The following is a 14984-nucleotide window of genomic DNA, read 5'->3' on the forward strand; positions in this document are numbered from 1 at the left end:
ACTGTTTTCACAGAATAAAACGTAGAGATAGCTTTCTCAGCGTGAACTTGTTAGAAAACAGGAAAGGACGTCACCAGAATTTTCTGGGCGAGACCTGGATAAAGCAGCGTATAGCACGCTGCTTTATCCAGGTTTTTTTTTGCTTATTTTCCAGCTGGCCAGCGGACAACAAGCGGGATGACGTGTATCAGGCAGTTGCAGCCATTGACGAAACGGGAAGTCATTATGAATAGCAAAGTGCTCGCTGAAAATATTCTGAGGTTGGTCGGAGGGGAGACGAACGTTTCTACTCTGGTGCATTGTGCAACACGCTTGCGCTTTAAGATTGTCGATCACGGTAAGGTGGATGTGGCTGCGCTTGAGGCGCTGGAAGGCGTCATTACGGTTATCAACGCATCAGGGCAATTGCAGGTGGTGATCGGGAACCGCGTGCCGGAGGTGTACCGCGCGTTTGGTGCGATCTCCAAACTGCTGGAGGACGGCGGAGAGAAACGTCAGGCGGCAGAAAGTGAGGCATCAACGTCTGCGATGGGGCGGCTGATTGATCTGGTTGCCGGGATTTTTACCCCATTGCTGGGGGCGATGGCGGCAGCGGGTGTGCTAAAAGGGGCGCTGGCTATCGTTATTGCGCTCGGTTGGCTGAATACCAAAGAAAGCACCTATGTCATTCTGCATGCCGCATCCGACAGCCTGTTTTACTTCCTGCCGATGCTGCTGGCGATTACCTCCGCGCGTAAATTCGAAACCAACATTTTTGTGGCAGTGTCGATTGCCGGTGCGCTGGTTTACCCGACGATTCAGGGATTGTTTGATGCCGGTCAGCCCGTGACGTTCTTCGGCCTGCCCGTCGTCATGATGAAATACACCTCCTCGGTGATTCCGATTATCTTCAGCGTGTGGCTGATGTCGTATATCGAGCGTTTCCTGAATCGCCATATTCACGAAAGCGTGCGCAATATTCTGACGCCGTTCTTCCTGCTGGTGCTGATGGTGCCGCTAACGCTGATGACCATCGGGCCGATTGGTATCTCGGCCAGTAAGCTGATTGCGTCGGTGTTTGTCAGTATCTATAGCTTCAACCCGATTATTGCCGGGGCACTGATTGCAGCGGCATGGCAGATTTTAGTGATCTTCGGCGTGCATTGGGGCTTCGTGACCGTGTTTATTAATGACCTTTCGGTCATGGGACACAGCTACCTCAAAGCGGCATCCAGCCCGTCGGTCTTTGCTCAGTCTGGTGCGCTGTTGGGCGTCATGGTGCGTACCAAAGATAAAAAGCTCAAAGCGTTGGCGGGCAGTACCTTTATCGCCTCGCTGTTTGGTATCACGGAACCTGGCGTTTACGGCGTCACGCTGAAGCTGAAAAAACCGTTTATCTGTGCGGTGATCGCCGCTGCACTGGGGGGCGCGATCGTCGGTTACGCGAAAAGCTCGGCGATCTCCATGGGAATGCCCGGCTTGCTGACGCTGCCGATTTTCTACGGCGAAGGCTTTATCGGGTTCCTCATCGGCTGTGCGATTGCTTTCGTGGCAAGTTTTGTCCTGACGGTTATCGTTGGGTTTGATGAACCGACGCAGCCTGCCGAGAGTACGCCTGCTCCCACGCCTTCACCCACCACGACACCGGCTGCGCCAGTATCACGCCAGCAGGCCAATGTGTTGCCGCTGAAAGACGCACCGGAGACGGCGGAACAGCTGGGGTCGCCGGCAAAAGGTGAACTGATCTCGCTGGAAGAGGTAAATGACAAGGTGTTCTCTTCCGGCGTCGTCGGGCAGGGGGTTGCTATTCTGCCACAGGAAGGTCGTATCTATTCGCCGGTGGACGGCATGATTGCCAGCACGTTTGCCAGCGGTCACGCCGTTGGCATTCTCTCGCAAAATGGTGCGGAGATTCTGATTCATGTCGGCATCAATACGGTACAGCTGGAAGGCCTGCATTATCAGATGCACGTTGCGGAAGGCGATAAGGTGACAAAAGGCCAACTGCTGCTGGAGTTCGATCTGGACGCGATCCAGAAGGCGGGCTACGACATCGTGACGCCGATGGTGATCACGAATGCGGAAGAATATCGCGTATTCAGCCTGGGGGCTGCACGTCAGCAGCAGGCCGGAGAGACGGTGATTGCGCTGGCATAGGATGATGGATGATAAGAGCATTTACCGCCACATAACGTGTGGCGGTGTGCAGCTCAAGACGTCTGAGGAAACCTAAATGATGAAGAAGACACCGCTGGTCGCGGCGATGCTTGCGGCATTCTCACTGTCCGGTCAGGCGATGAGTGCCGATTTTTCCGCCCAAATCGCCAGCCCGCGTCCGAACGTGGTGCTGATTGTGGCGGAGGATATGAATCCCCGTTTGGGCGCATACGGGGATACGCAGGCGCGAACGCCGAACCTGGACGCGCTGGCAAAAGAGTCCGTTGTCTTTACGCAGGCCTTCACGATGGCAGGCGTATCGGCACCGTCTCGAGCGGGGCTGATTACCGGCATGTTTCAACATACCACCGGGTTGCAGCATATGCGCACGGCGACCCGACCTGCTGGCGGCTATTTAGGCGTGCCGCCTTCTTACGTGAAAGGCTATCCCGAACTGCTGCGCCGCAGCGGTTACTTCACCTATAACGACACCAAGACGGATTACCAGTTTACGAAAGGCCATGCCGATGTTGGCCCTTTCACCCTGTGGACGCAACACGGGGAGTACAGCAGCATGGACGATCTGCATATTCAGCTGGCCTGGCGTAATTATGATCTGAAGGGTAAGCCGTTCTTCATGAATTTCAACCCGCAGATTACGCATGAATCGGCGCTCTTTACGGCGGAAAACCACCCGGCAGGTCAATCACGCTTCGTCAAACAGTGGGATACCTTCCGCCAGCAATACCGTTATACGCCAACGGATCCGCAAAGTCTGAAACTGGAGCCTTATCTGCGGGATACGCCGCAAACCCGACAGGAACTGGCGCAGCATTACGACAATATTCATATTATGGATATGCAGGTCGGTAAGCTGTTGGACGGGCTGAAAAAGGACGGGCTGTGGGATAACACCATCGTCATTTTCACGGCGGATAACGGCGATGGGATCCCGCGTCATAAGCGTGAGGGCTACGACTCCGGCACTCATGTCCCGCTGATCGTGCATATCCCTGAGAAATATCGTCCGGCAGGCTGGTTGGCGGAAGGGAGCAAGAACGATCGGCTGGTGTCGTTCGAGGATCTGGCACCGACCATTCTGGGGTTTGCCGACATCAAACAGCCTGACTATATGCGCGGTATCAGTCTGGCGCAGGATTTCGCGCCGCAGCGCCAGTTTGTCTACGGCGTGCGCGGGCGGATGGATGAATACGACATGCGCGCCTATTTTGTCCGGGATCGTGACTATCAATATGTCCGTAATCTGGCGACCACGCCGGGGGGCATCGGCATTGCTTTCCGTAACGCGCTCGGATCGATGAAAGATTTGAATGCGGCGCACGATCAGCACCAGCTAAGTGCCGAGCAGCAAAGCTGGTTTGCCGATAGTCCGGCGGAAGAGCTTTACGATCTGCAACGCGATCCTTTGCAGTTGCATAACTTGGCGGCCGATCCGGCCCAGCACGCCGTACTGGTGCGGATGCGTGAGGAGATGGATCGCTGGCGTAATCGTGCGAACGACATGAATCTGATCGCGGAAGATCAGATGGTGGCGGATTTGCTGGATGAGCAGGGCAAGCAGCGCGCCACGCTGACGCCCGTGGCGCAATGGGATGCGGTCAGCCACAAAATTTATCTGGCTAACCGCACGCAGGATGCCTCTATTGGCTACAGCTGGGATGGCAAAGAATGGGAACTGTACACGGGCAGTATCACGCCGCTGAAGAGCGCATCGCAGCTGCAATTCAAGGCGATTCGCTATGGCTGGCAGGAAAGCCCGGTCGGTACATTGCCCATTCAGCCGTGAAAGTAATTATCTGAATCTGTTCACATCCCTTGATGATGTGAGCAAGCTAAAACGACACTCTGGGGGATGGAAGATGATGAAGAAACAGGTCATGGCGCTCTCTGTCGCGACGGCGCTGCTGGCTGGGCCGGCGGCCGCTGCGGCGGTGCAGGCTAAGCCGAATGTGATCATCCTGTTTACCGATGATATGGGGTGGGCCGATATGTCGGTACAGGGCGCGAAAACGCCGACGCCTCATCTGGATAAGCTGGCGGCAACAGGGCAGCGCTGGACCAATTTTTATGTCTCTTCGGCGATCTCTTCTCCCAGCCGCGGCGGATTGATGACGGGCCGCGTCGAAACCAAAACCGGGCTATACGGCACGAAAATTCCCGGCGTGTTTATGGATGAAGATCCTGATGGTTTCCCTGACGATGAAGTCAGCATGGCGGAATCACTCCAGCACAACGGTTATCGCACCATCATGTACGGCAAATGGCACTTAGGGACGCAGTCGAATGCGTTTCCAACGCGCCACGGCTTTGACGAATGGTACGGGATCCCGACCAGCAACGATCGCTTCAGCACCGTTGTCGATCAGGTGGAGATGAATCGGCTGGCAAGCACCGATCCGAAAAGGCGTGAACTGCTGAGTAAAATGGAAGCGATCAACCGTGCGCCGCAGCAGGAATACTGGAACGTGCCGCTTTATCACTCCTACAAAGACAAAGGAAAGCTGGTTGATTACGCCGTGCCGCAGGGCTTCCAGCAGGCCAGTTTTACCAAGGATGTGACGAACAAGGCGGTGCAGTACATTACCGACAATAAAGATCAGCCGTTCTTTATGTATATGGCTTACCCGCAGACCCACGTACCGCTGTTTACCTCGCCGGAATTTAAAGGAAAAGGGCATAACCCTTACGGCGATGTGATGCTGGAGATCGACTGGTCGGTGGGGCAGATCTATCAGGCGCTGGAAGCGAACAAGCTGGCGGAAAACACCATCGTGATTTTTACCTCCGACAACGGCCCGTGGTTGCAGTATGACAAAGACGGTTTGGCCGGTTCGGCGCTGCCGCTGCGTTCGGGTAAAAGCACCGTATTTGAAGGCGGGCAGCGCGTGCCGTTTATCGTGAACTGGAAATCCCATATCGCGCCGAAAGTGGTGGATGATATCGGCAGTACGCTAGATCTTCTGCCGACGCTGATGAAGATCACCGGTAGCCAGCATACCCAGCGCGATCTGGACGGCGTGGATCTCAGCGCCGCCTTCCTGAACGGAAAGCCGAGCGCGCGTACCTTCATGCCGTATTTCTATTGGGGCAAGATGGATGCCTACCGTGACGGCGACTACAAGGTGGTCTTCCGTGACAAGAAAGCGGGTATTCCGGTCGATCTGGAAAAACCGCTCATGTTCAACTTGCGCGATGACGTCTCTGAGCAGCACGATCTGTCGGCGAAAGAGCCGGATCGCTATCGGGCGTTGATTGAGAAAGCGCGGGCGTATGAACAGTCGCTGGGTGAGAAGAAACCGCCGCTGTTCGATCTGTAATCGCAAACGATCCGCCGACCAGGAGGTTGGCGGTGATTTTCTCAGGAACGAGAATCTCTCTCAGGGAAAGAACATCGTGTAGTCGGTAAGTTACGTTGAGGTACCAATGAGTCAGTCTATTGCCAATTTTCAGTTGATGGCCAAGCCTTCAGGATCCGTGTGCAATATCGATTGCTCATACTGTTTTTATCTGGAGAAAGAGCATCTTTATCCCGAGCGCAAAAGCCGCTGGAAGATGGATGGCGATACGCTGGAAAACTATGTGCGCAAGAACATCAGTAGCCAGCAGGCACCCGTCGTTGATTTCCCGTGGCAGGGGGGCGAACCGACGCTGCTGGGCATCGATTTCTTCCGCGAAGCGGTGCGATTGCAAAACCAATACCGTGGCACAAAGCAGATCAATAATTTCTTTCAGACCAACGGCACCAATATTGATGACGACTGGGCGCGTTTTCTGAAAGAGAACCAGTTTCTGGTGGGGTTGTCGATTGACGGTGACCGTATCAGCAATGATGCGCATCGCCTCACGCGAGCAGGGAAAAGCACCTTTGATGACGTGATGAAGGGGCTGGAAGCGCTGAAGCGTCATCGGGTCGAGTTTAATACCCTGACAGTGGTGAATGCGGAAAACGTGAAACGCCCGCTGGACGTCTACCAGTTTCTTAAACGCATCGGCAGCCGCTACATGCAGTTCATTCCGCTGGTGGAGCGCCGCGCTGCCGAGCCGGATGACAACGGACTGGTGCTGATTCAGCCGGACTTTTCGGGCCAGTGCAGTGTGACGGAGTGGTCAGTGCCCGCCAAAGCGTATGGCCGTTTCCTGAATACGATTTTTGACCATTGGGTGCAGCACGATCTGGGCAATGTGTTTGTCATGAACTTCGAGCAAACGCTGACCAAAATGACCGGGCAGCTTAGCGCCTGTGTTATCAACGAAACCTGCGGCGGCAATCTGATTGTTGAAGCGAACGGTGACGTGTATTCCTGCGACCATTTCGTTTATCCCGAAAATAAGCTCGGCAATATTAATCAGGACGATCTGGCGTCGCTGGTGAATTCGCCGCAAAACCTCGCTTTTGGTGAAAATAAGCGAAAAAACATCAGCAAAGATTGCCTGAACTGTGAAGTGAAAGCGGTTTGTCATGGCGGCTGCCCGAAGCATCGGTTTGAAATTTCCAGCGATGGGCGACCGAATAAAAACTATTTCTGCGATGGCTTTAAAACGCACCTATTCCATGTGTTACCACGCATGAATGCCTTGCTCTCTCAATTGGGACGCCAGGAATCGATGAAGAAAATAAGAAGGAATATAAAAGCCGAGTTTTATTAACCGATGCCGAATACTCTTCGAGCGCTCTGGGAAGGGATGGCATAAAAGGAAAAATAATGAAAAGAAACAGACTTCTGGCCCCGATTACGCTGGCCTGTATGCAAGCGGCTGGGGGACAGGCTGCCGCGGCGACTTCTCCTGCAACGACGGTGCCGTCGGCTGATGGCAAGCAGACAAACGTGGTTTATATCATTCTTGACGATCAGCGCTACGACGCGTTCGGCTTCCTGAACTCGGCTATTCACACGCCGAATATGGATAGCATCGCCAAGGAAGGGACGTATTTTAAGAATGCGTTCGTGACCACTTCGCTGTGCTCCCCTAGCCGTGCCAGCATCCTGACGGGAATGTACGTGCATAATCATGGGGTATCGGATAACAATCCGTCCGATCTCTCTCATCTGAACTATTTCCCGGAACTGCTGCGCGACAACGGCTATCAGACCGGTTTCTTTGGCAAGTGGCACTTCGGCGGCGCGGATAAAACGGCTACGAAAGGCTTCGCCGGCTTCGATCGCTGGGTAGGGCTGCTGGGGCAAGGCAGTTATTATCCGGTTGATAACTATGGCAAGCCGACCATGCTCAATATTGATGGCAAGATGGTGCCGCAAAAAGGCTACATCACCGATGAGCTGACGGATTACGCCGTAGACTGGCTGAATACGCTTGATAAGAAAAAGCCGTTCATGATGTATCTGTCGCATAAAGGCGTGCACTCCGATTTCCTGCCCGCCAAACGCCACCGTGGCAGCATGAAAGAAGTGACGTTCCCTGTGCCGGATACTTATGCCGATACGCCGGAAAACTATGCCGGCAAGCCGATGTGGGTGAAGAACCAGCGTAACAGCTGGCACGGCGTGGATTATCCCTACAACACGGACATGGATCTTCAGCAGTATCAGCGCGACTACTATGAAACGCTGCGCTCGGTGGATGACAGCGTCGGGCGCGTACGCGACTGGCTGCAAAAACAGGGGCTGGATAAGAACACCATTATCATGGTGATGGGGGATAACGGCTTTATGTTCGGCGAACATGGGCTGATCGATAAGCGTAACGCCTATGAAGAGTCGATCCGCGTGCCGTTGATTGCTTCCGGGCCGGGCTTCGCCAAAGACAAAGTGGTGGAAGACATCGTCAGAAACATCGACGTGGCACCAACCATTCTGGAAGCCGCCGGTGTTGCCGCGCCGAAGCATTACGACGGGCAGAGCTTCTGGCGTCTGGGGCTGGATGGCTATACCGTACCGAAGCGCAAAGACTACTTCGTCTATGAATATTTCTGGGAATACAGCTTCCCGCAGACGCCAACCACGTTTGCGATCCGCACGCCGGAATACAAATACATCCAATATTACGGCGTGTGGGATAAAGAAGAGCTTTACGACATGCAGAACGATCGGGAAGAGAAGCACAACCTGATCGATTCGACCGATGAGAAGATCGTGAATGTCAAAATCGCGCTGCGCAAAAAGCTGTATGAAGAGCTGAGTAATCGACAGGGGAAAAATGTGATCCCCTATAACCAGCGTACAGGGCAAGGACAGGTCTATCGCTATGAAGGCACTGGTGAGCAGCTTGCGCCGTTCCCACGCGAATGGCTGAAAGGGTACAACCACGAGGAGATTCTCGCTGGGTTTATCCCCGATCAGGTCGGTAAAGAAGCGAAGGTGAAAGCCTCGAACGACGCGGTGAAAAAGAGTGAGCCGCTGCTGAAAGAACTGATGGATAAATAATCCAGCGTAATAAATCAGACGGCGCTGTGTGAACGCGCCGTCTGATTTTCTCTCTCATCTTATGTGCTATAGCGTTACAGCGATTTTCCGTTGCTGTTAATCACATCCTGATACCAGTAGAAGCTGTCTTTGCGCCGACGCTCCAGCGTGCCTTTGCCGTCATCATCGCGATCGACATGAATAAAGCCGTAGCGTTTTGACATCTGCGCCGTCCCCGCGCTGACCAGATCGATTGGTCCCCAACTGGTGTAGCCCAGCAGTTCGACGCCATCGTCGATGGCTTCACGCACCTGAATCAGATGGCGACGCAGATAATCAATGCGGTAGCTGTCGTGAATGCTGCCGTCCTCTTCCACCACATCGCGTGCGCCCAGCCCGTTTTCCACGATGAACAGCGGCTTCTGATAGCGGTCATACAGCTCATTCAGCAGGAAGCGCAGGCCTTCGGGGTCAATCTGCCAGCCCCATTCGGAGGCTTCAAGGTGTGGGTTAGGAATCAGACGGATGATATTGCCGCGCGAGGACTGGTATTTCTCCGGCTCGAAGGTCGCGCAGCCGCTCATGTAATAGCTGAAGGAGACAAAGTCTACGGTGTGGCTCAGATCGTCTTTATCCTGCGCGGTAATGGTGAGTTCGACGCCATTTTCCCGGAAATAGCGCTGGATCCAGGCCGGATAGGTGCCGCGTACCTGCACATCGCCGAAGAACAGCCATTCACGGTTCTTGCTCTGCGCTTCCAGTACATCTTTCGGATGGCAGGTCATGGGGTAGCGTACCGCACCCAATAGCATGTTGCCGATTTTGGCATCCGGGATGATGTCGTGACAGGCTTTCACCGCCCGTGCGCTGGCAACCAGCTGGTGGTGAATAGCCTGATAAATTTCCTGCTTCGAGGGTTCACCGCCCAGCCCGATGCCCGTAAAGGGCGAGTGCAGCGCCATGTTGATTTCGTTGAAGGTCAGCCAGTGCTTCACCTTGCCTTTATAGCGGCTGAAAACGGTACGCGCATACTTCTCAAAATGGTCGATGACGGCACGATTTCCCCAGCCTCCCAGTTTTTTCACCAGCCCGTAAGGCATTTCATAGTGCGACAGCGTAATCAGCGGCTGAATTTGATGCTTCGCCATTTCATCGAACAGACGATCGTAGAAGGCCAGACCGGCTTCGCAGGGCTCGGCTTCATCACCTTCGGGGTAAATGCGCGTCCAGGCAATCGAGGTTCGCAACACCTTAAAACCCATTTCGGCGAACAGCTGAATATCCTGCGGATATTGATGATAAAAATCGATGGCCCGATCTTTGATGCAGTTAATGCTCTCATCGCGTTCCGTCACCGGACCATGCACGCCCTGTAGCTGAAGATCGGAGGTCGACACACCTTTACCGTCTTCATTCCATGCGCCTTCAACCTGGTTTGCTGCAACTGAACCGCCCCATAAAAATCCGTCGGGGAATGCTTTCATGGTATTTCTCCTTATCGTTTTCTACATCATTACGCTGCGCCGGGCTGTGGCTCCGCGCTGGGAACCGCCGGATGACAGGCAAAAAAAAACTTGGGCAGAAGAGAGTATCACTACTCACCTCTGCCCAAGTCTCGCCCGCCATTGGCGGTAACGTCTTGTTAGAACACTATACAATCCTGAATCTCTGCGGCAATGCCCCCGTCTGGTTATGTGACGCGAGTCACGCCATCTCTGCTGGCATCCCCTTTCACACTGGAATGGCAGGGCTATCAGCCGATCGGTCGCTGATTTATCCTGCTCCCCCGCAGTAAGCCGGTAAACCATGTTCGTGGCGTACCGGTTCTTCTTCATCGACGTGCATAACGGAAGGAGCAGATGAACCAGAAGTGAGCGGCTGTCTCTGGTCCTGCACCACCGTGATGCAGCTACGCTGCACGACATTCCCTTGTTTCCCCCTCTCTCTCGCTATATCTGGTCGTGCATAACGGTGGCACGCAACTTGCTTCTCAAACATATAGCGATTCCGCAGGCTTACCTCAACGGTGAGTGAAGCCTCGGTCAGGACAATGGCGTCCACATCATCATGCTTTTCGCATTACGGCGAGAGCAGGGGGATGTGGACGTTTTTTTATGTCTGGATTCGTCAGGTTCAGCCTTTCTTTTACGAGGTTGTGACACGTCGGTCCGATGGGAGTCAGTCATGAATGCCAAATCCTCAGCGTGTGTAAAGAGTGTTTGCCCTTACTGTGGGGTCGGTTGCGGTATGGTGATGGAAGTAAAAGATAATCGCGTGATCAAGGTATCAGGCGACAAGACGCATCCCACCAACTTTGGTCGACTGTGTACGAAGGGAAATACAAGTGGTCAGGCTCTCGCTGAATCAGGACGGTTAGAGTACGCCTACCTGCGTGCGGACCGTCAGCACGAATCGGTCAGGGTTGATATGGGGAAGGCCATCAAGGAAACCGCACGGCGGTTACGGGCGATCATTGATACCCACGGCCCTGATGCCGTGTCGCTTTACGTCTCCGGTCAGATGTCGCTGGAATCCCAATATCTGGCGAATAAGCTTGCTAAGGGCTTTATCGGGACGAACAACATTGAGTCGAACTCGCGCCTGTGTATGGCCAGTGCGGGGAGTGGCTACAAGCTCTCTCTGGGGTCGGATGGGCCGCCGGGCTCCTATCAGGATTTTGAACATGCCGATGTCTTTTTTGTCATCGGTGCGAACATGGCCGACTGCCATCCCATCCTTTTCCTGCGGATGATGGATCGCGTTAAAGCAGGCGCTAAGCTCATCGTGGTTGACCCACGCCGCAATACCACGGCGGACAAAGCGAATCTGTTCCTGCAAATCAAACCCGGTACGGATTTGGCGCTACTCAATGGCTTGCTGTATCTGCTTGTCCAGAATGGGCACACCGATCCTGCATTTATCGCCGAGTTCACCGAAGGGTGGGAGGCGATGCCTGAGTTCCTTGACGACTATCGCCCAGAGACGGTGGCGGAGATCACCGGGCTACCAGAGGCCGACATCCGCAAGGCGGCGGAATGGATTGGTACTGCGCCGGAGTGGATGAGTTGCTGGACGATGGGGCTTAACCAAAGCACGCACGGCACCTGGAATACCAATGCGATCTGCAACCTGCATTTAGCCACGGGGGCGATTTGTCGCCCTGGGAGCGGCCCATTTTCTCTGACGGGGCAGCCCAATGCGATGGGCGGGCGTGAAATGGGCTATATGGGGATGGGATTACCGGGGCAGCGTTCGGTGCTGGTGGAGAAAGATCGCGCGGCTATTGAAGCTCTCTGGAACGTCCCTGCTGGTACGTTGCGTACCGATCTTGTCGGGGGCACCGTCGCCATGTTTGAAGACATGATGGCGGGCAAGATCAAGGCGTGCTGGATTATCTGCACCAATCCGGTCGCCACGATCCCCAATCGCCAGAACGTGATTGCCGGGCTGCAAGCTGCTGAGCTGGTCATCACACAAGATGCGTTTCTCGATACCGAGACTAACCGTTATGCCGATATTTTGCTGCCCGGTGCGCTGTGGGCTGAAGCGGAAGGCGTGATGATCAACTCCGAGCGAAATTTGACGCTAATGCAAAAGGCCGTTGAACCGCCCGGTGAAGCGATGGCTGACTGGCAAATCATTGCTAACGTGGCCTGCGAGATGGGCTATGCGCAGGGATTTAGCTACAGCTCGGCATCTGAGGTGTTTGACGAAATCAAGCAGTTCTGGAACCCGAAAACCGGCTATGACATTCGTGGTGCCAGCTATGAGCGCTTACGGCAGGCGCCGTTGCAGTGGCCCTGTCCCCCTGATGATAAGCAAGATCGGCACCCCATTCGCTATCTTAATGACGGCGTGAGCCAGACGTGTAAAGACCTACCAGACGGCACGCGGCCGCGTCTTGTTTTTGCGACCGAAAGCGGTAAAGGGGTATTCCTGCCTCGACCGCATATGCCACCTGCCGACATGCCGGATGGGGATTTTCAGTTCGTGTTGAATACGGGTCGCTTACAGCACCAGTGGCACACGATGACGAAAACCGGAAAGATTCCAGCGCTCAACAAGCTCAACCCAGGGCCTTTTATCGAAGTGCATCCCGAAGATGCCATCGCGCTTGGCATTCAGGATAAGGATTGTGTGGAAGTCCGTTCACGTCGAGGGCGTGCCGTCCTTCCTGCCATCGTTACTGATCGAGTACGTCCCGGCAACTGCTTTGCGCCTTTCCACTGGAATGATGTCTTTGGTGACGATCTGGCGATTAACGCAGTCACCAGTGACGCCATTGACCCGATTTCCCAGCAGCCTGAATTCAAGTTCTCTGCGGTGGCGCTGGCGCGGATCGCTGAACCATCAGCGCGTCTTTCTCCAGAGCGGGAGAGCCATTCTGCTGCTGTTCCCGTATCGGAACAGACTGAGGCGGGTACGCCGAATAACGACATCAAGGAACTCGACATGAAACACATTGATGCGCTGGCCACGCTACTTGGTCTTGATGCGCCTCCGGCGGTGACGCTGAGTACGCACGAACAGCATTATCTGCAAGGGTATATTGCGGCTTTGCGTACCGATGCATCACGATTGGCTGGTGGCGTACCCGTGCTGCCTGCTACCGCACCATTGGAACCCTCAAGACGCCTGATGCTCGACGGCATGCTGGCGGGGCTTTTTGCTCGCACCTGGCTGCCTAATGACGGTATCGCGTCGCGACCCATGTCCTCTCCTGTGGTCGCGGCAGCGACATCACCGTCACCTGTTTTGATTTTATGGGCATCATCGACTGGGAATGCAGAAGGATTTGCAGCACAGTGCGCCGAACGTCTGAAAGCGGAGGGGCATGTCGTCACGTTGTCCGAGATGGATAGCGTCAAGAGTGGAGATCTGCCTGCAACGCCGCGCGTGCTCTTTATCGCCAGCACGTTTGGTGACGGCGATCCTCCCGATAATGGTACGAATTTATGGACGGCATTGCAGGCGGAGACGGCTCCCAGACTGGCTGACGTGACGTTCGCCGTGCTGGCATTGGGTGATTCAAACTACGACCAGTTTTGCGGCTTTGGCCGTCTGCTCGATGCACGGCTGGAGGCACTGGGTGCGAAGCGTCTATTAGCTCGAATCGACTGCGAGCCTGACTATCAGGAGGCGGCAACCGCCTGGCTGGACAGTATGGTTAACGTGCTTGCGGGAGCACATGCGCCAGCGGCAAGCCACATGGCTACCGCGGCGACAGCGGTACTGGCTGATGGGGATGAAGAACGTGTGCTAGCGCCTGCCGTGGCAGCGGCTCCCACCTTCAGTAGGAATGCACCTCTGCCAGCACGCCTTGCCATCAATCAACGACTTAATGCACCGGGCGCGGAAAAAGAGACCCGGCAATTCGCCTTTGATATTTCAGGCCGCGATATGAGTTACGAGGCGGGTGATGCGCTCGGCATCTGGCCAACGAACAGTCCCGAGCTGGTAAGCGATGTGCTCTCTGCACTCAACCTTTCGCCTGCTACTATGGTGACCGTCAAGGATAAAGGCGACATGACGCTTGCCGAGGCATTATCTCAGCATGTCGAGATTGCTCGTATCACGCCGGAGATCTTGCAGTTTGTTCGTGAACGTTCGGGCCATCCTGTTCTTGTCGATCTGTTGAAAGAAGAACGCAAGGAGGAGCTCAAGCAGTGGCTGTGGGGACGGCAGATTATCGATTTACTACGGGCGTTTCCGATTCAGGTTCAGGCTGACGAATGGCTGGCCGTGCTCAAGCGCATTCAGCCGCGCTTATACTCGATCTCTTCCAGCCCGAAAGTCACACCGCATCAGATTCACCTGACGGTCTCGACGGTGCGCTATAGCATGGAGGGCAAACAACGTGGTGGTGTGTGTTCAACCTTTCTGGCTGACCGAGCTGTAGAGTCGACAGCGGTGCCCATTTTCATCCAAAAGTCAGCCCATTTTCGCATACCGAAACACGCTGGTACGCCAATCATTATGGTGGGTGCAGGCACGGGCATCGCACCTTTCCGCGCTTTTCTGCAAGAGCGACGAGCGACGAAAGCCCAAGGTAAGAATTGGCTTTTTTTTGGTGAGCAACGCGCCGCGACCGATTTCTACTATCGTGATGAATTGGAGGAGATTCAGCGTGATGGTTACCTGCACCGATTGGATACGGCCTTTTCGCGTGACCAACGCGAGAAAATTTATGTGCAGCACCGCATGTGCGAACAGGGCGCTGAACTGTGGCACTGGCTAGAAGAGGGGGCGTATTTCTACGTGTGTGGCGATGCCAGTCGCATGGCTAAGGATGTTGATTTAGCGCTCCGGCAGGTGGTACAGGTTCATGGCGTAATGAGTAGTGACGACGCGGCAGCCTATGTTGCCAAAATGGCGCAGGAAAAACGCTATGTCCGCGACGTGTACTGAGTTTGCAGTGACTTTTGCTGTTATCAGGCGCATTGCCTGATGGGTGACATTATTCTT

7 protein-coding genes are annotated in these 14984 nt (G+C 54.7%); 6 read left to right on the forward strand and 1 reads right to left on the reverse strand.

The features are described 5' to 3' along the window. The first annotated feature begins 225 nt into the window (after positions 1 to 225). The 5 genes from HP572_RS00415 (at position 226) to HP572_RS00435 (ending at position 8540) form a co-directional block, all read left to right on the forward strand. The gene (locus tag HP572_RS00415; protein WP_240584469.1) at positions 226 to 2136 is read left to right on the forward strand and encodes a beta-glucoside-specific PTS transporter subunit IIABC; all 1911 of its coding nucleotides are present in this window, start codon (positions 226 to 228) and stop codon (positions 2134 to 2136) included. Between the two features lie 76 nt (positions 2137 to 2212). Further along, positions 2213 to 3943, forward strand: coding sequence for a sulfatase (locus HP572_RS00420; protein ID WP_240584470.1), 1731 nt, complete (start codon positions 2213 to 2215; stop codon positions 3941 to 3943). Between the two features lie 73 nt (positions 3944 to 4016). Further along, entirely contained in the window at positions 4017 to 5474 is a 1458-nt protein-coding gene (locus tag HP572_RS00425) for a sulfatase-like hydrolase/transferase (RefSeq protein ID WP_240584471.1), read from the forward strand. Positions 5475 to 5580: 106 nt separating this feature from the next. Next, complete coding sequence (locus HP572_RS00430; RefSeq protein ID WP_109410708.1) at positions 5581 to 6804, forward strand: anaerobic sulfatase maturase; 1224 nt, start codon at positions 5581 to 5583, stop codon at positions 6802 to 6804. A 56-nt stretch (positions 6805 to 6860) separates the two neighbouring features. Then, a complete protein-coding gene (locus HP572_RS00435; RefSeq protein ID WP_240584472.1) occupies positions 6861 to 8540 on the forward strand; it encodes a sulfatase in 1680 nt (559 codons plus the stop codon). 74 nt (positions 8541 to 8614) lie between these two features. Here the strand turns inward: HP572_RS00435 and HP572_RS00440 are convergent, their stop codons facing one another. Then, positions 8615 to 10003 carry a glycoside hydrolase family 1 protein gene (locus HP572_RS00440; protein WP_240584473.1) on the reverse strand — a complete coding sequence of 463 codons (1389 nt, stop codon included), beginning with the start codon at positions 10001 to 10003 and terminating at the stop codon, positions 8615 to 8617. Between the two features lie 700 nt (positions 10004 to 10703). Here HP572_RS00440 and HP572_RS00445 point away from each other — a divergent pair. Beyond that, the gene (locus HP572_RS00445; protein ID WP_240584474.1) at positions 10704 to 14927 is read left to right on the forward strand and encodes a sulfite reductase subunit alpha; all 4224 of its coding nucleotides are present in this window, start codon (positions 10704 to 10706) and stop codon (positions 14925 to 14927) included. Positions 14928 to 14984: the final 57 nt, after the last annotated feature.

It is taken from the genome of Pectobacterium sp. PL64 (assembly GCF_022477975.1).
GTDB lineage: Bacteria > Pseudomonadota > Gammaproteobacteria > Enterobacterales > Enterobacteriaceae > Pectobacterium > Pectobacterium jejuense.